A 21,295-nucleotide genomic window follows, 5' to 3' on the forward strand; every position below is an offset into this window, starting at 1 on the left:
GCTCCAGCACATGCAGAAAGGAACTTCTATGACAGCCTGAACACTGTTACTCTCGCCGCAGAATAGGAACTCAACTGTCTCCGATAAACCCGGTCTGGTTCAGTCTGATGCTAATTTATCAGCAGATTCTTGTAGGTTCAGGACTCATAACCAAAACAGCACGGTAGCTGCGAGCGCAATTGCGGACATAAATACGTTGGGGCCGCGATCATATCGAGTGGAGATCCGCCTCCAATCTTTGAGTTTACCAAACATACGCTCAATACGGTTACGCCGTTTGTATCGACGCTTATCATATTTCACAGGTTTTTTGCGTGACTTTCGCCCTGGGATACAGGGCTTAATATCTTTATTCGACAATGCCTTACGGAACCAATCAGCATCATACCCTCGATCTGCCAGCAGAAATTCGGCTTTGGGCAATAGATCAATCAAAGCGGCTGCACCTTTGTAGTCACTGACTTGTCCTGCAGTCATGACAAATCGTATGGGCCGTCCTGCGGTGTCGGTAACTGCGTGCAGTTTTGTATTCATACCGCCATTGGTTTGGCCTCTCAGCCTTTGACGCCCCCCTTTAAAGTCGCAGACTGGAAGCCGCACGGTGTGCTTTGAGATAAGTAGCGTCCATAGAAATGGTCTTGTTGTCAGGTGCTTCGGCCGCCAGGCCATTCATGATGTTCACAAAGACCCCAAGATCACTCCAACGTTTCCAGCGATTGTACAACGTCTTTGGTGGGCCATATTCTGCAGGTGCATCGCACCATCGTAAACCATTGCGATTGATGAATATAATGCCGCTCAAAACGCGACGATCATCAACCCGAGCCTTCCTCGGCTCTTTGGGAAATACGGCCGTAACCGTGTCATTTGTTCCTCGCTTAGCCCCAAGTTTCTTACTGCTGTCCACCATATGCCTGCATGTGTGATTCCCCATGCGACATCTATAACAGTTGACGCATGCGCCATACTTCGGATATTTCCGAAGTATGGAAAATGAACCTCCCATGTCGCGTATTGGTGCGCTGATCGGATCCCCTGTCCGCGCTTTGATACTAACTGAACTCTTTGATGGGCGCGCGTTAACCGCGACAGAGCTGTCAAATGTGGCCGGCGTCTCAGCCGACCGCAAGCGAGCATCTGGCGTTGTTGTTATCGGGTGGATTGGTCACCCGCGAGAAAAGCGGCCGACACATGTATTATCGGCTGGCGTCCCCTGAAATTGCGCAGGCATTGGAACAGCTTGCCGTACACACCGCCCAGATCGCCCCCAAGGATGTCACGAGCTATCGCAAACAGACACCCATCCAAAACGCACGCCTCTGTTATGACCACATCGCCGGGCGTTTAGGGGTGGCGATCGCGGATGCATTGGTCGCGAAAGGGATATTAATCGTACTGGACAGCGATTACGCTTTGACGCAACTGGGTGTGGATCTGTTCGTATCTTTGGGCATGGATGTGACCGCCTTGCGCAAATCCAAGCGTGTGTTCGCCCGCCAATGCCTAGACTGGAGCGAACGTAGGCATCATGTGTCTGGGGCCATCGGGGCCGCGTTGGCCGATCTCGCCTTTGATCAAGGCTGGATCACCCGCGCCAAGGAACGGCGCGTGCTGCATGTGACACCAAAGGGCTTGCGTGAAATGAACCGCCACTTTGGGCTTAAGTTCGGCGGCGATACCTCACCCATCGGCCTGCATGGTCACGCTCAATAGCCCCCCACAAAGGGCCTTTCATGCGTGACACTCAAGCCGATACGGTGCAAATTGCCGCCACACATACCAGCGTTCCACAGCCAATCGATTTCCTAAATTAGACGAGGGAATACTGGCCATGAGCTAACCGTTTTAGGATCCGTGAAGGCGCAGAAGCAGAGTTCGAAAACATCCGAAAACCACAAAGGTCGCTTGACAGAAATGCAAGGGTTCCGTGAATTCCGCCTGCTCAGAGACCCTGAGGGCGAGGATCACATGCTGTATTCCAACCATGTCATTTGGGACAGCGAGGAAGACTTTGAAGCTTGGCAAAATTGCCCTGAATAGGATAATCGGGATTAACGTCGCGCCCGATGTGGGGCTGTGCAGTCCGGGCTGATGGGGCGCGACGTATGTATTTAGGGTTATGCGTTGAAGAGGAAGTGCAGCACGTCACCGTCTTTTACGATGTAAGTTTTGCCTTCCACGCGCAATTTACCCGCTTCTTTTGCACCGGATTCGCCATTGTGGGCGACGAAATCATCATAGGCCACGGTTTCTGCGCGGATGAAGCCACGTTCAAAATCGGTGTGGATGACACCTGCCGCTTGGGGGGCAGTCGCGCCGGATTTTGTTGTCCAGGCGCGGGCTTCTTTCGGGCCGACGGTGAAATAGGTTTGCAGGTGTAGCAATTCGTAACCCGCACGGATCAAACGGTCGAGACCGGCTTCTTCCAAGCCCATTTCTTCAAGGAACATTTGGGATTCTTCGGCTTCAAGCTGGGAGATTTCTTCCTCAATCTGAGCGGAAATCACAACATGTGCCGCACCTTGGGCCGCAGCCATTTCTGCGACACGTGCGGAATGTTCATTACCTTCTGCGGCCTCGGATTCGCCAACGTTACAAACGTATAGGATCGGCTTTGACGTCAGAAGTTGCAGAAGCCCCCAAGCCTTTTTGTCATCCTCGTCAATCTCAACGGTGCGGGCAGGTTTGCCCTCTTCCAACTGGGCCAGTGCAGCGCGCAACAGGCGTTCTTGTTGGGCGGCATCTTTGTCGCCACCCTTCAATTTACGCACAAGGTTTGCCATGCGCTTTTCGATGGATTCCATATCCGCCAGCATCAATTCTGTTTCGATGACTTCTGCATCCGCAACAGGATCAACACGGCCGTCAACATGGGTCACGTCGCCATCTTCAAAGCAACGCAGAACATGCGCAATGGAATCGGTCTCGCGAATGTTGGCAAGGAATTGGTTGCCCAGACCTTCACCTTGGGACGCGCCCTTAACCAGGCCCGCGATGTCAACGAAGGTCATGCGTGTGGGAATGGTCTGCTTGGAACCGGCGATTGCGGCAAGTTTATCAAGGCGCGCATCTGGCACCGCAACTTCGCCGACATTGGGTTCAATCGTACAGAACGGAAAGTTCGCAGCCTGGGCGGCGGCAGTTTTTGTCAGCGCGTTAAACAGCGTTGATTTGCCGACATTCGGAAGGCCGACGATCCCCATTTTAAAGCCCATGCGTATTCTCCTGGCTGCAGTTTCTGACTGGCTTCTAGGCCGGGATCGCCCGCCATGCAAGCATGCTGCTTCTGCGTCGTGTCTTCTGTGTGCAATTGGGTGCAATATCGACGCGACCGAAGTGGTTTCATTTGGCATGGTACAGCAATCCCGTGTTGGGATCATAAGGCACAATCGGGAGGGGGCGCGGATTTAGAGACGCGGATGGCACCTTGGGATTGATCTTCGTGCCAGTTTCAAGCACAAGTCATTCGCAAGAGATAAAGGACTGCTCATGACCCGTATTGATGCTAAATTCGCCGCGCTGAAAGCTGAAGGTAAAAAAGCTTTCGTTTCTTATGTGATGGCGGGGGACCCAGATTATGATGCTTCCCTTGAGATCGTGAAAGGTCTGCCAGCGGCCGGTGTCGATATCATCGAACTGGGCTTGCCCTTCACGGATCCCATGGCGGATGGCCCAACCATTCAATTGGCCGGTCAACGTGCGCTTGAAAGCGGCATGACATTGCAAAAGACATTGGATCTTGCCGCTGAGTTTCGCAAGGAAGATGACACCACCCCAATCGTCTTGATGGGGTATTATAATCCGATCTATTCGCGCGGCGTTGATACGTTTCTGGCGGATGCAAAGGCGGCGGGTATCGATGGTTTGATCGTTGTGGATCTGCCACCTGAAGAAGACAGTGAGTTGTGTATTCCGGCGCAGAATGCGGGTCTGAACTTTATTCGCCTTGCGACCCCAACCACTGACGACAAACGCTTGCCCACGGTTTTGCAGAACACGTCTGGTTTTGTGTATTACGTTTCCGTCACAGGTGTGACCGGCGCGGCCGAAGCCGAAGCAGGCGACGTTGGCCCAGAGGTCGCGCGCATCAAATCCAAGACAGATTTGCCGGTGATCGTGGGTTTTGGCATCAACACCCCAGAGAAATCAGAGACAATCGCAACGATCGCTGATGGGGCGGTTGTTGGTTCAGCGATTGTCAAAAAAATCGGCGATGGCGAAAGCACTGCGGATGTTCTGGCATTTGTCAAAACCTTGGCTGACGGAGCGCATCGCGCCTGATCGAGGGCAGCCCGATAGAATCCTGCGCCTTCCCCTTAGTTGGGCTCGTCAAGACCTCGCTTCGGCGAGGTTTTCTTTTGCCTAATGTTGCGTTGCCTGTTGTGGCTTGGTAATGAAACCTTACCAATTCACGCCAAGGAGGCCACCATGCCCGTGATCACCTGTATCGATGACCTGAAGCGCCTGCATAAGAAACGGGCGCCGCGTATGTTTTACGATTACGCGGAAAGCGGGTCCTGGACGGAACAAACCTTCCGCGAGAACAGCTCTGATTTTGAACAAATCCGTCTGCGTCAACGTGTGGCCGTGGATATGTCGAACCGCACAACCAAGACCCAATTGATCGGCCAAGATGTAGCGATGCCTTTGGCGCTTGCGCCCGTTGGCCTGACCGGAATGCAATATGCTGATGGTGAGATAAAAGCCGCGAAAGCTGCGGAAAAATTTGGTGTGCCTTATACATTATCGACCATGTCTATTTGCTCGATTGAAGATGTAGCTGCCAATACCCAGGCGCCGTTTTGGTTTCAGCTGTATACGATGAACGATGATGCGTTCACCAAAAGCCTATTGGCGCGGGCCAAAGCAGCGCAATGTTCGGCCTTGGTGATCACTCTTGACCTGCAAACCCTTGGGCAACGCCATAAAGATCTGAAAAATGGTCTGTCGGCCCCGCCCAAACTGACGCCGAAATCCATTGCAGACCTTGCGACGCGCTGGCGTTGGGGGCTTGGCATGTTGGGTACGAAGCGTCGGATGTTTGGTAATATTGTTGGTCATGTCGAGGGTATCAAAGACCCTGCTGATCTTGCCGCCTGGACGGGGGATCGTTTCGATTTAACCCTGAACTGGGAAAAAATCGCCAAGATCCGCGACTGGTGGGATGGCAAGGTGATCCTGAAGGGGATCCTGGATGTGGAAGACGCGAAGAAAGCGGCTGACCTTGGGGTTGATGCGATCATCGTCTCCAACCACGGCGGGCGACAGTTGGATGGGGCTCTTAGTTCCATCCGCATGTTGCGCCCGATTGTTGCCGCAGTGGGTGATAAGGTCGAAGTGCATTTGGACAGCGGCATTCGCACGGGGCAAGATATCTTAAAGGCCCTAGCGATGGGGGCCAAAGGCGTGATGATCGGCCGGGCCTATATCTATGGTCTTGGGGCGATGGGGGAAGAAGGTGTCACCAAGGCGCTTGAGGTGCTGCACAAGGAAATGGATGTCTCGATGGCGCTGTGCGGACATCGAGACGTTAATGATGTCGATGAAAATGTCGTGTTGGTGCCGGAGGACTTTGAGGGCCGTTGGGCATGACCTGGCGAGCTTCCGCGTCCCCACTTGTCGGGGCGCGGACAGCGTCGTAAGCTTATTCCCAAGATAATTAATAAAGGTGAGCGGTGTGACGATTTTGAAAACAGTAGTGGTGGGCGCAATGGCCCTGACGTTGGGTGGTTGTGCTGGGGTCGAGATCCCGGATTGGCGCGGCGGTTTCTCCAAACACGAGACGACGACATCACCGGAAACGACGGCGACACAACAGGCTGAAAGCGTTTCGACTGCTATCCCACAGACAGATGCAATTACCACGACCACCTTGGGCGACCCATTGGTTCAGAACAACGTTGATCGTGGCCCCTGCGTTATCGGTGGCGACAACTCTGCACGTCCGCACTGCCCTCAGTCATAATGTGACCAGCTTCGGTTGCTCCGAGGTGCTTGAAACTAGGAAGCCATGTTCACGAGAACTTGCCCCAACTGTCGCGTACATCAGGTCTCATTGCGTCGGCAGTGGCGAAGTTTGTGGGGCATCACACCCCCTGCCCAGATTGTGGCAAGCAGCTAGAGCTTCGCACGCGATCAATCTTCGTGACAGTGTTGATGTTTCTGTTGCTCGGAGTTTCTGCATTGGGAGCGCTTGCGCCTTGGGGGCCTTATGATCCGCTATGGTACGTAGAAGCGATTCCGATTTGGTTTCTGAGAGTGGCCATGTTTATCGCGACATACATGATCAAGCTGGCAGTCGTAATGCGTTGCTATACAGTGATTTATGTGATGTTCGGAAGGTTGGTTGCGCTGGACGGACGTGGCCAGGCGGATGAAACATGCGTGAGACTGCCCTAAAGGTGACTTGGGTTCCCAAAGTGAAAATACAGGCTGTTTTTGTGTTGACGTTTCCGCCATTCGCTCTTGGGTGGCCACCTACACGAAAAACCACTTTCAAACCCATGTGAATCCGTCTATACGCGCGACTTCACGTGGGGCTACAGCCTTGGAGGAGTCCCACATTATATATATGGAGAATACACATGGCTGGACAGATTCCTGATCTTATCGCAGCAGAACGCACGGGGACAGGCAAGGGCGCCGCTCGTCAAGCACGTCGCGATGGCGTTGTTCCTGGTATCGTTTACGGTGGTGGTTCTGACCCACTTGCGATCCAAATCCCATTCAACGTGCTGTTGAAGAAACTTAAAGAAGGCCGTTTCCTTTCGACCCTTTTCAACCTGAAGGTTGAAGGTCAGGAAGACGTACGCGTCATCTGCCGTGGCGTTCAGCGCGACGTTGTTAAAGATCTGCCAACACACATCGACCTGATGCGCCTGCGTCGGACTTCCAAAGTTAAACTGTTTATCCCAGTTGAATTTGTGAACGAAGAAGAAGCACCCGGCATCAAAAAAGGCGGCGTTCTGACGGTTGTTCGCAACGAAGTTGAACTGCTCGTAACTGCTGGCGATATCCCTGATGTTCTGACCGTTGATATGACTGGTCTTGACGTTGGTGACACCATCAATATCTCAGCAATCACACTGCCTGCTGGCGCAAAATCCGTCATCGACCGTGATTTCGTGATCGGCAACATCTCTGCACCTTCCGGCCTGCGTTCTTCTGAGAACGAAGAAGGCGAAGAAGTTGCTGAAGAAGCTGCTGCAGAAGAGTAATCTTCGCACATCAATGAATAAAGAAACGCGGTACCTTTGGGTGCCGCGTTTTTTGTTGTGGATGGGCGAGGCGCCTTTGCCTGCTTCATTGGGCGGTGACCTTTGCTCTGATCTGTGAACCATCGGTGACGAACTGCAGGCCAAAGTGTTTGTTCATTTCGCGCAGGCCCTTTGGGGTGACGGTCACCACGCGGCGCTCGCTATCGCGGATAATCCACCCTTGATCAAAGGCCAGATCCGCAAGGGCGGCACCAATGACGCCGGACACGTGATGACGGCGTTCGCTCCAATCCAAGCATTGGCGGGCGAAAATGCGTTTGGATTTGCGCAGGGCGGTGACATCAATCCCTAAGGTTTCAAACAGATCCTCACCCGTGACTGTTAAGGCGTAATCGCTGTCCAAAATGATTAATGCGCCTTTGGTGACCAACGCATCTGCGATCGCAACGCCCAAGCGCCCCGCGATGTGATCATAACATAAGCGCGCGTTCTGGATCGGCGTTCGCACGCGGCGGGACACGGATCGGCCGGGTATGATTTGGGTAGTGTGCACGGCCAGTTGTTCTAATGCGCTTGCGATTTCAGGAGAGGCCAGGCGGTAATACATGTGTCGCCCGCTTTTCTCACGCGTGACTAACCCACCGGACAACAACTGCGCCAGATGTTCGCTGGCGGTTGCTGGGGTCACCCCGGCGACGGCCGACAATTCTGTTGCGGTCAACGCGCGCCCGTCAAACAACTCGGTCAACATCAAAGCGCGAGCAGGCGAGCCGATCAACGCGCCAATGCGCGACATGGGAGGTTCTCTATCCATACTTCGGAAATATCCGAAGCATGGTACATGCGTCAACTGTTATAGATGTTGCATGGGGCATCACACATGCGGGCATATGATGGACAGCAGTAAGAAACTTGGGGTTATCTTTGTCGTAATTTCGGCCCTCACATTCAGCACGGCTGGGCTGTTTTCCAAAGGGGTTGCCGCGGCACCTTGGGACATTATCTTTTGGCGCGGCGTGTTTTCGGCGGGGTTTACCCTATGTTGGATTTGTCATCGGCAAAGGCTTCGTGAAAACTTCTTGCTCATGGGCATCAGCGGGCTTTCCGTTGCAGTCATTGGCGCGCTTGGGACATCAGCGTTCATTGCGGCATTCAAACTGACCTCGATTGCGAATGTATCGCTGATATACGCGGTTGTGCCCTTGTTAGCTGGCGTATTCGCCTGGGTCTGGATGGGCGAGCGCATGACACGTCATGTGGTATGCGGGGCGGTTCTGGCGCTTGGAGGTGTCGCCATTATTGTGTCGGGTTCATTGGGCCGGGCAAGCTTTCGGGGGGATATGTTAGCGTTTTGCATGGCGCTGGCCTTAGCCCTGATGATGGTGATCTATCGCAAATACCCATCAACACCTGGGGCCGGGCCTTCGGCCTTGTCATCTTTGTTGCTTGTGCCCTGCGCGATGCTGTGGGGTGACCCGTTTTCCATCCCATTACATGAGATCTTGATCCTAAGCGGGTTTGGCCTGGTTTTCGCGGTGGCATCGGTCACGCTTGTGGAAGGGGCCAAGCATATTCCATCCGGGCAGGCGGCATTGTTAAGCACTTTGGAAGTGCCCGTGGCCCCAATCCTTGCCTTTTTGGTACTGTCCGAAGTGCCGGGCAGCCGTACGGTGTTTGGCGGGGCATTGGTCCTAGTGGCGGTGTTGCTGTCATTGAGGGAAAATAAGTGACTCAGCCAGATGACCTACCTTGATTGTGATCGGTGTTTACAATTGACCGCGACGACGCTTTTCAGCAAAGACGTTTTCGCGCGCGATCCACGTATATCGGGTGTCTTCCAGTAAAGGTGCCCAAAACAAAGTGCCGCCATAGCGCCAAGGGTCAAGTATAATACCTTCGTTCATCGTCTCGCCAACGGCACTTAGAATGACCGTGCTGTGTTCAAGCCGCAGGGTTTGCGCATTCGCAATGGCGCGGTGCATGGCCAAGGTTTGGAACTCCTCACGGGCAAGCCGGGCTTGCAGCGCATCCGCCCATTGGTAACACAGGCCCATCTCGCGGCGACCAGAATTGACCTTAATATTATGGACAATAGCGGAATCCGTGACGTTCCAATCTTGGCGCAACTGCAAGGGGTATTCGACCGAAATACGCGCCGCGCGCGCGGCCTCAGTCGGGTCAATAGATGCGTCCAGCGCAATGATTTCCTGGGTCAAAGCCGCGATTTCTGCATTGAAATCAGCGGGATCCTTACTGCCGGGGGTGACGCCACAGGCCGTGACGAAGAACATTAGGACAAGGTGGGCGATGAGGATGAGTTTTTTCACGGCGAGATCCTTTGGACGAACTGGCGCCTCATCAAATTGGGCTGAGGCCTCCTTTGGGCGGGCTGATACAGCAACGGGCACGAAAGGTAAAATCAAACAAATGGGATAGCGGGGGATTGCAACGGATGCTTGTCGCGGGGCAACAGACCCCGTAAAACATCCTCAACACAGGAGAACGCAATGCAGCTGTTTGTTGGCCTCGGTAACCCCGGTACGAAATACGCCCGTAACCGCCATAACATTGGCTTTATGGCGTTGGATGAGATCGCCTCAGATCACGGGTTTGCGCCTTGGCGCCGTAAGTTCCAAGGTCAAGTGACCGAGGGGCGTTTGGGACGTGAAAAGGTGGTCATGTTGAAACCGGAAACCTTCATGAACCTGTCGGGGCAATCCGTGGGCGAGGCCATGAGGTTTTACAAATTGAGTGCCAAAGATGTGACAGTGTTCCATGATGAACTGGACCTCGCACCTGGCAGGATCAAGGTCAAAACTGGTGGGGGACATGCGGGGCACAATGGCTTACGATCCATGCATCAGCATATCACCGATGCCTATCGTCGCGTGCGCATGGGCATTGGGCATCCGGGCCATAAAGACCGCGTGTCCGGCTATGTTTTGCATGATTTCGCCAAAGCGGATGAGGTCTGGTTGGATGACCTTCTGCGTGGCTGTTCCGATGGTGCTGCGCATTTGGCCGAAGGCGACAGCGCAAAATTCATGAACGCGATTGGTCTGCGCATGAAGCCAGCAGCGAAGAAAGAGCTAAAAGAAAAGCCACCGCAGGGCGCAACCGCACAGCCAAAGCCTTTGGCAGAGGATACGCGCAGCCCCATGCAAAAATTGATGGATAAATTCAGTTAAATTTGTGTGCCATGATGTTCTGCTTCACTAGTCGCTATGCGGATAAAACGACCTTAAGGCCTGCACTCAAATGCAATTCCATTGGCAAACATTTGAGCGCAGTTTGTTAGGTCAATCCTCGTTTTCTTTGAAAAATGCCAGGGTTGCGCCAATCAGGGAGTCGAGGGTTTCAGTCTCTGCGAAAACATTGAATACGTGATCCATTTCAGCGGACCAAAGCTGTTCTGGGCCCTCATGTGCGGCAATAAATGCGGCAGCTATTTCTGGCAACACCGTGGTATCGGCCATTCCTTGAGACACAAATAGTGGCCCTGAATAAGCCGTAATTTCGGCCATTGGATCAAAGGCTTCGATTCCATCAAAAAATGCCCCATTCAGCATTACTTCTGCACCCCATGGCAACTTCGCAGTGATTGTCTGATCCGGCGCGGTGGCTTTGCCCGCGTCCAGCGTTTCAGTACTCAGTAGCCCGCCATAAGAGGCGTCCGCGTCGCCAACCGCCTGCCAGAGCGCGACGGCGTCAAGATTGCCGCTTCGACCTGCGACAGCCGAGGCAACAAGCCCCCCCTGGCTCCAACCGATCACATGGATATCGTCCCCATTCACCTTGTTAGACGCCTTGAGGTGCGCCACAGCGGCCATAGCATCGGCGACTTGGCCCTCAAAAGTAGTCGCTTCGTATGTGAAGTCTGATGTACTCTCGCCTGAGCCTCGAAAATCAATACGCAAGCTTGCGTATCCATTTGTCGCAAGGCTGTTGGCCGTGTGGACAAACACGCCTTGCTCTGTGCTTGGAATAGTTAATTCGTCCCTTGATCCGGTGAACCCGTGCAAAAGTAAAACAACCGGGGCCGGGTCGCCACTGGGGAGCATCAATGTGCCAACAAAATCTTGCCCCTCAGATTGCAATGTGATGATTTCTTGCGCGTGTTGTGCAGCAGCCAAGGCCGGCAGAGTGGCAGAAAACAAAGAGATTGAAATAATTTTCCGCATGTTGTGATGTTCCCGTTGGTTGAAACGCTGGGAGAATAGGTAGGAAAATTTACTACTGCAACAAAAAGAATTTCGGCTTAGGATAATTCACCTAACTACGCCACCCGACTTTCCCCTTGGTGATCTCGGGCCTATGGGCTCAATCCTGTCATTTGCACCTAGAGAGCAAAACGTCTTTGGGGTGGCTAAATTTCCATGACCGTTAGGCTCGGTGGGACTTTGCACAAAGTAACCCTGCGTTAGAATTGTCAGCGGCGGCCTGACGTGGTCTCTGTTTGGGCAGGGGGATATTTTATGAAGCGAATTCTGAAAATGATGTTGAAAGTTGTTTTGGGTCTGGCGGTGATTGCCGTCGTTTTGGGGATTTGGAAACGTGAAGAATTGGGGCGTTTGCAGGCAGTGCTGACCCTGTTCAATGAGGATCGGATCGTTCAAAATTTCAGCCATATGAATGCAGCGTTTCTAACCCGCGATGTGGCGATTGGTGATGGGCCTGTATCTGATCTTCCCCCCGGGGCTGACATGGTGTTGCCTACTGCGGTTGCCCCTTGGATTGAGGCGCGCAATGTCACGGCCTTGGTGGTTTTGAAAGACGGTGCGTTGCGTCACGAAAGCTATCACCTTGGCACGGGCGCGGATGACCTACGCATTTCATGGTCGGTTGCGAAAAGTTTTCTTTCTGCGTTGATTGGCATCTTACATCACGATGGCACGATCCCTGATTTGGACGCGCAGGTCACGCAATATGTGCCCGCCTTACAAGGTTCTGCCTATGATGGGGCGACGATCCGCAACGTGTTAAACATGGCGTCCGGCGTTGAATTTGACGAGGATTACCTCGCGTTTTTCTCTGATATCAATAAGATGGGTCGGGAAGTCGCACTGGGTGGGTCATTGGATGACTTCAGTGCCGGGCTTGAGACACGTCAATTTACGCCGGGCGAGACTTGGCAATATGTTTCTATTGATACGCATATTATTGGCATGGTTGTACGCGGCGCGACAGGGCGTGATGTTGCAGATCTTCTGTCTGAGAAAGTCATCGCCCGCATGGGATTTGAGGCCATGCCGCATTACGTCACCGACGGGGATGGCACGGCCTTTGTGCTGGGCGGGCTTAACATGACGACTCGTGATTATGCGCGTTTTGGCCTGATGTTTGCCAATGGTGGCACATGGAATGACCAGCAGATTGTCCCAGAGGAATGGATCACCGCATCAACCACCGCATCGGCACCAACCGAGGCGGGTGAAACCGGATATGGCTATCAATGGTGGATCCCTGTTGGGGCTGCACCTGGTGAATACATGGCGCGCGGGGTCTATGGGCAATACATCTATATTGACACCGCACGGGATGTTGTAATCGCGTCGAACGCGGCAGATCGCAAGTTTCGCGAAGACGGTGTTTCACAGCAGAACATTGCAATTTTCCGTGAAATAGCGGCGTCCTTGGACTGATGGTGAAACCGGTGAGCAAACGACAAGGGCCTCTGACCCATCTGAAAATTGTAGAATTTGCTGGCATCGGCCCTGCGCCCTACGGTGCGATGTTGCTGGCCGACTTAGGGGCGAAGATCATTCGCATTGATCGCCCCGGCGGCTATCCTGCGCTTGCGGATGGTTTGGATCTGTCTTCGATGGATGCGGCCGCGGTGTGCAATCGATCCCGTGATTTGATTCGCCTTGATTTGAAGTCAGAACAAGGTCGCGCCACGGTTTTACGTTTGGTTTCGCAAGCCGATGCGGTGATCGAAGCCTATCGCCCCGGCACCATGGAAAAGCTGGGTCTTGGGCCTGATATCTGTCTGAACGCTAACCCGAAACTTGCCTATGTGCGCATGACGGGGTGGGGACAAACCGGCCCTATGTCACAGATGGCGGGACATGATATGAACTACTTGGGCTTGTCGGGGGCTTTGTCTCTATTTGGCCGCGACGGTGCCGCCACACAGGGCATTCCGCCGCTTGTAGGGGATATGGGCGGTGGTGCAATGTTCATGGTTCTGGGCCTTCTGGCAGCTGTGATGCAAGCGCGTGCAGGTGGGGCAGGGCAGGTCGTGGATGCAGCGATTGTCGATGGATCGGCCAGCTTGTTTGCGCTGTTGTCCGGCCTTAATGCGATGGGCCAGCAAGATTATACGGCGGGTGAAAATCCCCTTGATGGTGGGCGGCATTTCTATCGAACTTATATTTGCGCTGATGGTGAATATGTCGTGGTTGGCGCGATTGAAGGGGCGTTTCGCAAGACCCTGTTGGAACGGCTTGATCTGTTGTTAGACCCAGATTTGACCCGCCCGACGGCTGATAACGAAGCCGTCTGTGTTGCGAAGCTTTCCGGTGTTTTTGCAAGCCACCCCCGGCAGCATTGGGTTGATCGGTTTCAGGATACCGATGGTTGCGTGACGCCTGTGTTGTCGGTGCCTGAGGCCGCAACTGCCCCGCATAACCAAGCGCGTGGCGTGTTTGAAACCCTAAATGATGTGTTGCAACCTGCCCCGGCGCCGCGTTTCAGTGCCACGCCGGGTGCGATTTCTGCATCGCCAATTGACGCAAACAAACACGCGCCCCACGCGCTGGGCGGCTGGGGATTTACGGATCAGGATATTCAGGCTTTGATCTCAGGGAAGGTGCTTGAAGCTGCCCCCACATCAGAGGTATGACTTTGAGGAAATAAGGTTAGATCCACGCTAAAACCACAGGGGTTCACATGTCCGAAGTCAATCAAGTCGCAGGCAAACCCTGCATTCTGTGCTGCGCGATTACGGGCTCTGTGCCGACACAAGCGGACAATCCCGCCGTGCCGATCACTGTGGCGGAACAGGTCGAAAGCAGCCATGCAGCGGTGGAAGCGGGGGCATCAATCATTCACGCCCATGTGCGCAATGAAGATGGCACGCCAAGTTCTGATCCTGATCGTTTTGCACGTCTCAAAGAAGGCCTGGAAAAACATTGCCCTGGTGTTGTGATCCAATTCTCAACTGGTGGTCGTTCTGGTGCGGGCAAAGACCGTGGTGGCATGTTACCCCTGCGCCCGGATATGGCGTCTTTGTCTGTAGGATCGAACAACTTCCCGACGCGTGTTTATGAAAATTCCCCCGAGTTGATCACTTGGCTGTCGTCTGAGATGCAGAAATACGAGATCGTGCCGGAAATCGAGGCTTTTGATCTGTCTCACATCCTGCAAGCCATTCGCCACCATGAAGCGGGCAATCTGTTTGGCACGCTTTATGTGCAGTTCGTGATGGGTGTGAAAAACGCCATGCCCGTGGATAAGGAAATCTTTGATTTCTACCGCCACACGATGGAAACCCGCGCACCTGGCGCGCCTTGGTGTGCCGCCGGCGTTGGGCCTGGACAGGTCTTGGTGAATGAATGGGCGATTGCGGCGGGTGGTCACACGCGCGCGGGTCTGGAAGATAACATCCGCCTTGATAAGAACACGCTTGCCCCAAGCAATGCGGCGCTGATCAAACGTGCCGCAGATTTCTGCGAGAAATACGAACGGCCCATCGCGACACCCGCACAAACTCGTGAAATCCTAGGTTTGCGCCCGGTGTAACTTAACTTTCTAGCCGCGCCCAATAAAGGGCATGTTGGTGGCCACGACGGTCATGTTTTGCACATTCGCACCTTCGGGAAGCGCAGCCATATATAGGAATGCCTTGGCGATATCAGGGACTTCCATGACGGGTTCGCCCTTGGTGCTTCCATCCGCTTGCAACACGCCTGCGCGTATTTGATCAACCATTTCGGTGGCGGCATTGCCGATGTCAATCTGTCCGCAGGCGATGTTAAAGGCGCGCCCATCAAGGGAAATCGTCTTGGTCAGCCCGGAAATTGCGTGTTTGGTGGCTGCATAGGGGGCGGTGCCTGGGCGGGGCACATGGGCGGACACCGACCCATTGTTGATGATGCGCCCGCCTTGGGGCGTTTGATGGCGCATCAGGCCAAATGCCTTACGCGCGCAGATAAATGCGCCGTTCAGATTGACGTCCACCATGGATCGCCAGTCATCAATGTTGATCTCATCCAGAGGCTTGCCCGGCGTCAGCTTGCCCGCGTTGTTGAACAGAAGGTCAAGGTGCCCCCAAGTGGTCTGGGCTTGATCAAAAGCGACATCCACCTCCGTTTCAGAGGTGACGTCACAAGGCAAAACCAATGCGTTGTCATAGCCCTGTGCGGTCTCATGCAATGTTGCTTCGCGCCGTCCAATCAGTCCCACATGCCAGCCTGTGTCTAATAGGATCTGTGCACAGGCACGGCCAATGCCACTGCCCGCACCTGTGATGATGGCGGTTTTTGCGGGCATTGGAGATCCTTTCAGAAGGTTAGCTGTCTTTGTTCAGATCCTCAAAAGAGCGGCCATTGGCGACAAGGTCAACTAACAATTGCGCAGGCTTCCAGAAATGCGCATCCTCGGCCTCGAATTCACGCAGATCGGCCAGCAGATTGTCCAGCCCATACATGTCAGCGTATTTCATCGGCCCACCACGGTAACGCGGAAAACCATAGCCATAAAGCGCCACAACGTCGATGTCGGATGGACGCAGGGCCACGCCTTCTTGCAGGACCTTCGCGCCTTCATTCACCATCGCCGCCATGTAACGGCGCATGATGTCATCAGCGGTGAAGTCGCGTGGGCTGATGCCAAGACGGGCCTGTTCTTCTGAAATCACTTGCAAGACATCGGGGTTTTCTTCGCCCATGCGCATACCCTCAGGGTAAACATACATGCCCCGCCCGGTTTTCTGGCCAAAATGCCCGGCCTCGCACAGTTTATCCTGCACGGCACTGTACCGCTCCGCCGGATTCCTGTTTGCAGCCAAACGTTTACGGTTCGCCCAGGAAATATCCATGCCCGCAAGGTCGTGCACCTGGAAGATGCCAATGGGATAGCCGAAATCATAAATCGCTTTGTCGATGGCATAGGGCGATGCGCCGTCTTCCATCATATAGGTCGCGCAAAGACCGTAGGCTTTATAGATGCGGTTGCCGATAAAGCCGTCGTGATTGGCGGCGCGAACTGGGGTTTTCTTCAGCTTTTTCGCCAAGGCAAAACCCGTCGCCACAGCATCATCCGCAGGATTGGAAGGGACGACAATTTCCAACAGTTTCATGATATTGGCGGGCGAGAAGAAATGCAGACCAATCACATCCTGGGGGCGTGAGGTGACGTTGGCGATGGCGTCTACATCCAGATATGAGGTGTTTGTCGCCAGCACTGCACCAGGCTTTGCGGTTTGATCCAATTGACGAAAGACATCTTGTTTGACCTCAATGTTTTCAAATACGGCCTCGATAATGAGATCAGAGTCAGACATTGCCGCATAATCGGTTGCGGGTGTGTACAGAGCCATACGTTTGGCTTTAGTGGCCGCATCCATACGGCCTTTCTTGACCATGGCGTCGTAAACTTTTTCAACATTGGCTTGGCCACGAGCGATGCTTTCAGTGTCACGTTCCACCATCACAACGGGCAGGCCGGCGTTTAAGGCCGCAACCGTGATGCCTGCACCCATGGTGCCGCCGCCGATCACTGCGATCTGGTTCAGGGGGCGGGGCGCCGCGCGGGAGGCTTCGGGGGTTTTCGTGCAGCTGCGCTCTGCAAAAAAGGCGTGGATCATGCCTTGGCGTTGCGGGGTTTCCATGCATTTCAAAAACTGTTCACGCTCAAAGGCAAGGCCATCTTCGATCGGCAGGGTCAGCGCGGCGTCGACACATTCAACAATGCGGAACGGCGCGAATTGGCCGCGCGCGCGCTTGGCTATAATGCCTGCGGTATCGTTAATGGCCTTGGTATTTTCTGCGGCATTCAAAAGGCCTTCGCTGCGGGCACCCGAAGGCCGCGGAGCGGCGTTGGACGCAATCAATTCATGTGCGTAAGCAATCGCGGCGTCTTTCAAGTCGTCGCCAGAAATGACGTCAATCAGGCCCAAGGCTTTTGCTTTGTCCGCGCCGATGGGTTTGCCGCCGGTGGCCAGATCAAGTGTGGCTTTTGCGCCTGCAATGCGTGTCGTGCGTTGGGTGCCGCCTGCACCGGGAAGAATGCCAAGATTCACTTCGGGCAATCCAATGCGTGCGGTTTTATCTGCGATGCGGTAATGGGCTGCCAAGGCGACTTCAAACCCTCCGCCAAGGGCCGTTCCGTGCAGGGCAGCGATGACAGGTTTTGAACAAGCTTCAATGCGACGAACGACGTCGGGCAAAGAAGGGTTAACCGGAGGTTTGCCAAATTCGCGGATATCAGCGCCAGCTGGGAATGTGCGACCTGATGCAATTATCAAGACGACTAAGGCGTGGTTGTCACTTTCGGCCCGTTCAATCCCCGCCTTCAATCCTTGACGCACCGCCAACCCAAGCGCATTCACCGGTGGGTTGTTGATGGATAAAATGGCAATTGGCCCGTGGTTTTCATAGGAAACGGCTTCACTCATGGTGCGGACTCCGGCTTAGTATCTGTTACGCTTTTTGTTGAGTTAGGCTGTTTTTGTTACATTCGCAATGATTTTCGCGGCAAACGCATGTTAGACGTGGGGTGAAAGATCGGCTCTTTCCGAGACAGATTTGTTGGTGTAATAACGTCAGACGGATATCGGAGGTCCAATGGCGCAAGAACCACAGTATACAGATGGGTACCAGCTTGATGATCAGATTGGCTATGTTTTACGCCTGATCACACAGCGCCATACCGCGATTTTTCAGGAATGCGCGCAGGGGATCTTGCCCGGTGGTTTAACGCCGACGCAGTTTTCGGCATTGTTGCGGATCCATTCGGTTGGGACCTGTTCACAGAACCGATTGGGCCGGATGGCTGCGATGGATGTTGCGACAATCAAAGGGGTCGTAGATCGTCTCAAGCGAAAGGGATTGATCGAGTTGGCCCCAGATCCCGAAGACCGCCGCCGTACAAAAATCACTTTGTCAGAGACGGGTGAAGCACTGATCCCGCTGCTGAAGCAGACCGGAACGCAGATTACTGCCGAAACGCTGAAGTCGCTAAGTGATGCAGAAGCAGAGCAGCTTATGATCTTGTTGAAAAAGATGCTGTAAGGCGCGGTAAATTTCTTTCAAAGAAATTTCTACGGCGTTTTTGAAAAACGCCGTCTCCATAGCATCTAAGTCGTATGTATTTTAGCCGACCACCTCGGGTAAACGTGTGGCGGGGGGCGTGTTGCGCGAACGGTGTGATGTTACTTTTCCGTCGATGATGGTCATTCCAACGCCGGGAAGGTTTCCGAGTTGCACGGATTCCAACATGTTTTTGCCTGGCGCATGCTGAGCCTGATCCATCAGCACAAAATCAGCACATTTTCCAACCTCCACGAGGCCCGTATCCAATTCTCGTTGGCGGGATGTATTTCCATTGGCAAAGCAAAATGCGATCTCAGCAGGAATATTTCCAAGGGCCGACAACATGGCAATCATTCGCATGATCCCCAACGGTTGCACGCCCGAACCTGCAGGGCCATCGGTGCCCAGAATAATTCGATCCATTTGCTTTAATTCACGTGCCGTGTTCAGGGTCAGCAGTGCAGCGCGTTCATTGCCATTATGCACGATCTCTAGGCCGGCTGTGCAGCTTTCGCAGAGACACATGATTTGATCATCGGGCAGAGCGGAATGGCCGCCGTTGATATGGCCGATCACATCTGTGCCTGTTTCCAGAACCATGTCTGCGTCGATTAAGCCCGACCCCGGGATGGAAGGCCCGCCGGTATGGATTGTTGATTGAATTCCGTATTTACGTGCCCAATCGACCATTTGCTTTGCCGTCTTACCGTCTTTCACAGTGCCGAGGCCGACCTCGCCCAACAGTTTCACGCCCGCATCCGCCATGTCTTTGAAATCTTGTTCGACCATGCCGTGTTCAATAACCGGCGCCCCCGCATGCACCTTCATACCTGAGGGGCGGAAATTATCGTACCAGCGTTGTGCCGCGATCGCCATCGCCTTAAGGCCGACGATGTCTTTGGGGCGGCCCGGCATATGAACTTCACCCGCTGAAATCAGGGTCGTGACACCGCCATGCAAGGTGGAATCGATCCAGTTCAATTGGTTTTGTCGGGGGGTGTAATCGCCGACAACCGGGTGGATGTGACTGTCGATCAAACCAGGGGCCAAGGTCACGCCATGGGCGTCAACCAATATGTCGGCACCTTCACAGTCGATGTCTTTCTCGTAGCCCCATTCATGGACCTTACCATCAACAGCAACCAGACAATCCCCATCATATATCGGGGCTTCCATTTTTCCAGACAGGATCATGCCAATGTTTTTAATGACAAGTTTTCCTATGGTGGTGTTTTCTTTCGTGGGGCCGGCCATGACTTATCTCCCTGAATATTTGTTAGCATGCTAACATGAATTTTGACTTGTACAAGCCCGCATCTTCCTTGCTATGGGGTGAAAGCGGTGCTTAAGTTTATGCAATGGGGAGAGAGATTCATGGATGTTCGACATCGCTTGGCATTGGTGGCGTTGCTGCTGATTGTGCCCGTGACCGCTTGGGCGCATGTGTCCGAAGGTGCGTTGGTATTGCTCATGCCTACCGGGTTTTACACGGTTGCTGGTGTGTCCGCTGTTTTGGTGTCGGTGGTGGTTGCTGCCTTTCTAACACCCACGGGCGCGGCAAGGTTATTTGCCTCGCGCAAGATATATTTGCCCCGGATAGGGGGGCTGCGGTTCATCATGCCCGCTGCTGGCCTGATGGTGTTCATCGCGGCATTCTTGGCAGGTGTTTTGGGCGAACAGCATCCGCTTGAAAACTTGATGCCCCTATATCTGTGGACGTTGCTTTGGCTGATTTTACCTGCAGTGCAGATGATCTTTGGGGATGTTTGGTCAAGGATGAACCCATGGGCCTTTGTCGCGCTGTTTCTAAAAGAAAGCACAGATCAAACCGGCAAGCCCTGTTGGTTCGCGTTGGTTTTCTTTCTCGTGATTTATTTATTCGCCATGGTGGATGTAGCACCGGATGCACCCGCGCGTTTGGCCGTATTTTCAGGTTTGTATTGGCTGTTTCATTTGGGGATGATGTTGTGGAAAGGGCCGGGGTGGTTGGCACGAGGGGAAGGGTTCACGGTTCTGTTCGCGTTGCTTGCTCGCTTGTCACCGATGGCCGGAGGGCGGATTGGATTGCCCGGACATAAGTTGCACCAAGACCTCCATCCCAGAGGACAATGCGGGAACAACCCTATGCTATCTGTGGCCGTTTTTGCAATCGCGATGTTGGCTGCGGGCAGCTATGATGGGATCAATGAGACATTCTGGTGGTTGTCGCAAATCGGGGTGAACCCCTTGGCTTTTCCGGGGCGATCACAAGTGGTCGCGCCGATGCTCATGGGCTTTGTCATGGCACAACTGACGCTTCTGATTGGTTTTTCAGCAATCTGTTTCTTGGGGTGGCGCTTGGCATCACGGCCAGGGCATTTCCAAGATTTCTTTACTGTAATGTCCTTGGCGCTGCTGCCTATTGCTGCTGGGTATCATGTCGCGCATTACCTGACGGCTTTCTTGGTGAATGGACAGTATTTGAAGATCGCGGTGACTGAGATGTTTCACTTTTCACATGCGGCCGATCATGCAGAAGTTTATATAACAACCGGGTTTTTCAATCGCCCTTCCTATGTGCGGGACATTTATGTTGTTCAATCTTGTGCGATTGTGATTGGGCATATGCTTGCAATTTTATTGTCACATAGCTTTGCGCTTGGGATAACAAATAACCGGATTACGGCGCTCAAAAGCCAAGCTCCGCTGATTGTCTTTATGATCGGTTACACGTTTCTGGGGCTGTGGTTATTGGCCAGCCCACGAGGGGTGTAATATAATTTTTGAATAAAATTCTGGACAGATCGTTTGCATACATACAAACTGACCTCAATGAACGGCCAT

General features: G+C 53.6%; 21 protein-coding genes and 1 pseudogene. 14 read left to right on the forward strand and 8 right to left on the reverse strand.

Features of this window, described 5'->3' with window-relative positions; genetic code table 11:
• Nucleotides 1–144: 144 nt before the first annotated feature.
• Nucleotides 145–867, reverse strand: a pseudogene (locus RJ38_RS18390) (IS5 family transposase).
• Nucleotides 868–1,101: 234 nt separating this feature from the next.
• Here RJ38_RS18390 and RJ38_RS01500 point away from each other — a divergent pair.
• Together RJ38_RS01500 and RJ38_RS01505 are read left to right on the forward strand one after the other, a co-directional pair.
• On the forward strand, nucleotides 1,102–1,713 hold the full coding sequence (locus RJ38_RS01500; protein WP_052245123.1) for an ArsR/SmtB family transcription factor: 612 nt from the start codon (nucleotides 1,102–1,104) through the stop codon (nucleotides 1,711–1,713).
• A 201-nt stretch (nucleotides 1,714–1,914) separates the two neighbouring features.
• Nucleotides 1,915–2,040 (forward strand): antibiotic biosynthesis monooxygenase family protein, encoded by a 126-nt coding sequence (locus RJ38_RS01505; RefSeq protein WP_082005598.1) that lies wholly within the window; start codon nucleotides 1,915–1,917, stop codon nucleotides 2,038–2,040.
• 77 nt (nucleotides 2,041–2,117) lie between these two features.
• Here the strand turns inward: RJ38_RS01505 and ychF are convergent, their stop codons facing one another.
• A complete protein-coding gene (ychF, locus tag RJ38_RS01510; RefSeq protein ID WP_039017158.1) occupies nucleotides 2,118–3,215 on the reverse strand; it encodes a redox-regulated ATPase YchF in 1,098 nt (365 codons plus the stop codon).
• A gap of 274 nt (nucleotides 3,216–3,489) precedes the next feature.
• Here ychF and trpA point away from each other — a divergent pair, with 274 nt between their 5' ends.
• The 5 genes from trpA to RJ38_RS01535 all read left to right on the forward strand — a co-directional run bounded on the left by trpA (nucleotide 3,490) and on the right by RJ38_RS01535 (nucleotide 7,217).
• Complete coding sequence (trpA, locus tag RJ38_RS01515; RefSeq protein WP_039017159.1) at nucleotides 3,490–4,281, forward strand: tryptophan synthase subunit alpha; 792 nt, start codon at nucleotides 3,490–3,492, stop codon at nucleotides 4,279–4,281.
• A 147-nt stretch (nucleotides 4,282–4,428) separates the two neighbouring features.
• The gene (locus RJ38_RS01520) at nucleotides 4,429–5,592 is read left to right on the forward strand and encodes an alpha-hydroxy acid oxidase (RefSeq protein WP_039017258.1); all 1,164 of its coding nucleotides are present in this window, start codon (nucleotides 4,429–4,431) and stop codon (nucleotides 5,590–5,592) included.
• An 85-nt stretch (nucleotides 5,593–5,677) separates the two neighbouring features.
• Nucleotides 5,678–5,965, forward strand: a complete 288-nt coding sequence (locus RJ38_RS01525; protein WP_156121714.1) for a hypothetical protein — start codon at nucleotides 5,678–5,680, stop codon at nucleotides 5,963–5,965.
• A 299-nt stretch (nucleotides 5,966–6,264) separates the two neighbouring features.
• Nucleotides 6,265–6,399 carry a hypothetical protein gene (locus RJ38_RS19370; protein WP_272945930.1) on the forward strand — a complete coding sequence of 45 codons (135 nt, stop codon included), beginning with the start codon at nucleotides 6,265–6,267 and terminating at the stop codon, nucleotides 6,397–6,399.
• Nucleotides 6,400–6,584: 185 nt separating this feature from the next.
• Nucleotides 6,585–7,217, forward strand: a complete 633-nt coding sequence (locus RJ38_RS01535; RefSeq protein ID WP_039017162.1) for a 50S ribosomal protein L25/general stress protein Ctc — start codon at nucleotides 6,585–6,587, stop codon at nucleotides 7,215–7,217.
• Nucleotides 7,218–7,302: 85 nt separating this feature from the next.
• Here the strand turns inward: RJ38_RS01535 and RJ38_RS01540 are convergent, their stop codons facing one another.
• The gene (locus tag RJ38_RS01540) at nucleotides 7,303–8,031 is read right to left on the reverse strand and encodes an ArsR/SmtB family transcription factor (protein ID WP_039017163.1); all 729 of its coding nucleotides are present in this window, start codon (nucleotides 8,029–8,031) and stop codon (nucleotides 7,303–7,305) included.
• 76 nt (nucleotides 8,032–8,107) lie between these two features.
• On the opposite strand from RJ38_RS01540, the gene RJ38_RS01545 reads away from it, so the two are divergent.
• Nucleotides 8,108–8,947 carry a DMT family transporter gene (locus tag RJ38_RS01545; RefSeq protein ID WP_039017164.1) on the forward strand — a complete coding sequence of 280 codons (840 nt, stop codon included), beginning with the start codon at nucleotides 8,108–8,110 and terminating at the stop codon, nucleotides 8,945–8,947.
• A gap of 36 nt (nucleotides 8,948–8,983) precedes the next feature.
• On the opposite strand, the gene RJ38_RS01550 is transcribed toward RJ38_RS01545, so the two are convergent.
• Nucleotides 8,984–9,544, reverse strand: a complete 561-nt coding sequence (locus RJ38_RS01550) for a hypothetical protein (protein WP_039017259.1) — start codon at nucleotides 9,542–9,544, stop codon at nucleotides 8,984–8,986.
• A 180-nt stretch (nucleotides 9,545–9,724) separates the two neighbouring features.
• Between RJ38_RS01550 and pth the strand changes: the two genes are divergently transcribed.
• The gene (gene pth, locus RJ38_RS01555; protein WP_039017165.1) at nucleotides 9,725–10,405 is read left to right on the forward strand and encodes an aminoacyl-tRNA hydrolase; all 681 of its coding nucleotides are present in this window, start codon (nucleotides 9,725–9,727) and stop codon (nucleotides 10,403–10,405) included.
• Between the two features lie 111 nt (nucleotides 10,406–10,516).
• Here the strand turns inward: pth and RJ38_RS01560 are convergent, their stop codons facing one another.
• Nucleotides 10,517–11,398: an alpha/beta hydrolase family protein gene (locus RJ38_RS01560; RefSeq protein WP_052245125.1), complete on the reverse strand. Its 882-nt coding sequence runs from the start codon at nucleotides 11,396–11,398 to the stop codon at nucleotides 10,517–10,519.
• A 294-nt stretch (nucleotides 11,399–11,692) separates the two neighbouring features.
• On the opposite strand from RJ38_RS01560, the gene RJ38_RS01565 reads away from it, so the two are divergent.
• The 3 genes from RJ38_RS01565 to RJ38_RS01575 are packed head-to-tail and all read left to right on the forward strand — an operon-like array spanning nucleotide 11,693 to nucleotide 14,960.
• The gene (locus RJ38_RS01565; protein WP_039017166.1) at nucleotides 11,693–12,859 is read left to right on the forward strand and encodes a serine hydrolase domain-containing protein; all 1,167 of its coding nucleotides are present in this window, start codon (nucleotides 11,693–11,695) and stop codon (nucleotides 12,857–12,859) included.
• A gap of 11 nt (nucleotides 12,860–12,870) precedes the next feature.
• Nucleotides 12,871–14,061: a CaiB/BaiF CoA transferase family protein gene (locus tag RJ38_RS01570; RefSeq protein WP_202903855.1), complete on the forward strand. Its 1,191-nt coding sequence runs from the start codon at nucleotides 12,871–12,873 to the stop codon at nucleotides 14,059–14,061.
• 47 nt (nucleotides 14,062–14,108) lie between these two features.
• A complete protein-coding gene (locus RJ38_RS01575; RefSeq protein WP_039017168.1) occupies nucleotides 14,109–14,960 on the forward strand; it encodes a 3-oxoadipate:acetyl-CoA acetyltransferase in 852 nt (283 codons plus the stop codon).
• Nucleotides 14,961–14,969: 9 nt separating this feature from the next.
• Here the strand turns inward: RJ38_RS01575 and RJ38_RS01580 are convergent, their stop codons facing one another.
• The gene (locus RJ38_RS01580) at nucleotides 14,970–15,710 is read right to left on the reverse strand and encodes an SDR family oxidoreductase (protein WP_039017169.1); all 741 of its coding nucleotides are present in this window, start codon (nucleotides 15,708–15,710) and stop codon (nucleotides 14,970–14,972) included.
• A 19-nt stretch (nucleotides 15,711–15,729) separates the two neighbouring features.
• The gene (locus tag RJ38_RS01585) at nucleotides 15,730–17,835 is read right to left on the reverse strand and encodes a 3-hydroxyacyl-CoA dehydrogenase NAD-binding domain-containing protein (protein ID WP_039017170.1); all 2,106 of its coding nucleotides are present in this window, start codon (nucleotides 17,833–17,835) and stop codon (nucleotides 15,730–15,732) included.
• A gap of 169 nt (nucleotides 17,836–18,004) precedes the next feature.
• Here RJ38_RS01585 and RJ38_RS01590 point away from each other — a divergent pair, with 169 nt between their 5' ends.
• Complete coding sequence (locus RJ38_RS01590; RefSeq protein WP_039017171.1) at nucleotides 18,005–18,451, forward strand: MarR family winged helix-turn-helix transcriptional regulator; 447 nt, start codon at nucleotides 18,005–18,007, stop codon at nucleotides 18,449–18,451.
• A gap of 81 nt (nucleotides 18,452–18,532) precedes the next feature.
• Here the strand turns inward: RJ38_RS01590 and RJ38_RS01595 are convergent, their stop codons facing one another.
• Nucleotides 18,533–19,726: an amidohydrolase family protein gene (locus RJ38_RS01595; RefSeq protein ID WP_039017172.1), complete on the reverse strand. Its 1,194-nt coding sequence runs from the start codon at nucleotides 19,724–19,726 to the stop codon at nucleotides 18,533–18,535.
• 120 nt (nucleotides 19,727–19,846) lie between these two features.
• Here RJ38_RS01595 and RJ38_RS01600 point away from each other — a divergent pair, with 120 nt between their 5' ends.
• Complete coding sequence (locus RJ38_RS01600) at nucleotides 19,847–21,226, forward strand: hypothetical protein (RefSeq protein ID WP_039017173.1); 1,380 nt, start codon at nucleotides 19,847–19,849, stop codon at nucleotides 21,224–21,226.
• Nucleotides 21,227–21,295: the final 69 nt, after the last annotated feature.

The organism is Halocynthiibacter namhaensis, assembly GCF_000812685.1.
Classification (GTDB): domain Bacteria; phylum Pseudomonadota; class Alphaproteobacteria; order Rhodobacterales; family Rhodobacteraceae; genus Halocynthiibacter; species Halocynthiibacter namhaensis.

Coding starts and splice junctions, on each gene's coding strand:
- RJ38_RS01500 (WP_052245123.1), top strand. CDS start 1,102: ATGTGGCCGGCGTCTCAGCCGACCGCAAGCGAGCATCTGGCGTTGTTG.
- RJ38_RS01505 (WP_082005598.1), top strand. CDS start 1,915: ATGCAAGGGTTCCGTGAATTCCGCCTGCTCAGAGACCCTGAGGGCGAG.
- ychF (WP_039017158.1), bottom strand. CDS start 3,215: ATGGGCTTTAAAATGGGGATCGTCGGCCTTCCGAATGTCGGCAAATCA.
- trpA (WP_039017159.1), top strand. CDS start 3,490: ATGACCCGTATTGATGCTAAATTCGCCGCGCTGAAAGCTGAAGGTAAA.
- RJ38_RS01520 (WP_039017258.1), top strand. CDS start 4,429: ATGCCCGTGATCACCTGTATCGATGACCTGAAGCGCCTGCATAAGAAA.
- RJ38_RS19370 (WP_272945930.1), top strand. CDS start 6,265: ATGTTTATCGCGACATACATGATCAAGCTGGCAGTCGTAATGCGTTGC.
- RJ38_RS01535 (WP_039017162.1), top strand. CDS start 6,585: ATGGCTGGACAGATTCCTGATCTTATCGCAGCAGAACGCACGGGGACA.
- RJ38_RS01540 (WP_039017163.1), bottom strand. CDS start 8,031: ATGGATAGAGAACCTCCCATGTCGCGCATTGGCGCGTTGATCGGCTCG.
- RJ38_RS01545 (WP_039017164.1), top strand. CDS start 8,108: ATGATGGACAGCAGTAAGAAACTTGGGGTTATCTTTGTCGTAATTTCG.
- pth (WP_039017165.1), top strand. CDS start 9,725: ATGCAGCTGTTTGTTGGCCTCGGTAACCCCGGTACGAAATACGCCCGT.
- RJ38_RS01560 (WP_052245125.1), bottom strand. CDS start 11,398: ATGCGGAAAATTATTTCAATCTCTTTGTTTTCTGCCACTCTGCCGGCC.
- RJ38_RS01565 (WP_039017166.1), top strand. CDS start 11,693: ATGAAGCGAATTCTGAAAATGATGTTGAAAGTTGTTTTGGGTCTGGCG.
- RJ38_RS01575 (WP_039017168.1), top strand. CDS start 14,109: ATGTCCGAAGTCAATCAAGTCGCAGGCAAACCCTGCATTCTGTGCTGC.
- RJ38_RS01580 (WP_039017169.1), bottom strand. CDS start 15,710: ATGCCCGCAAAAACCGCCATCATCACAGGTGCGGGCAGTGGCATTGGC.
- RJ38_RS01585 (WP_039017170.1), bottom strand. CDS start 17,835: ATGAGTGAAGCCGTTTCCTATGAAAACCACGGGCCAATTGCCATTTTA.
- RJ38_RS01590 (WP_039017171.1), top strand. CDS start 18,005: ATGGCGCAAGAACCACAGTATACAGATGGGTACCAGCTTGATGATCAG.
- RJ38_RS01595 (WP_039017172.1), bottom strand. CDS start 19,726: ATGGCCGGCCCCACGAAAGAAAACACCACCATAGGAAAACTTGTCATT.
- RJ38_RS01600 (WP_039017173.1), top strand. CDS start 19,847: ATGGATGTTCGACATCGCTTGGCATTGGTGGCGTTGCTGCTGATTGTG.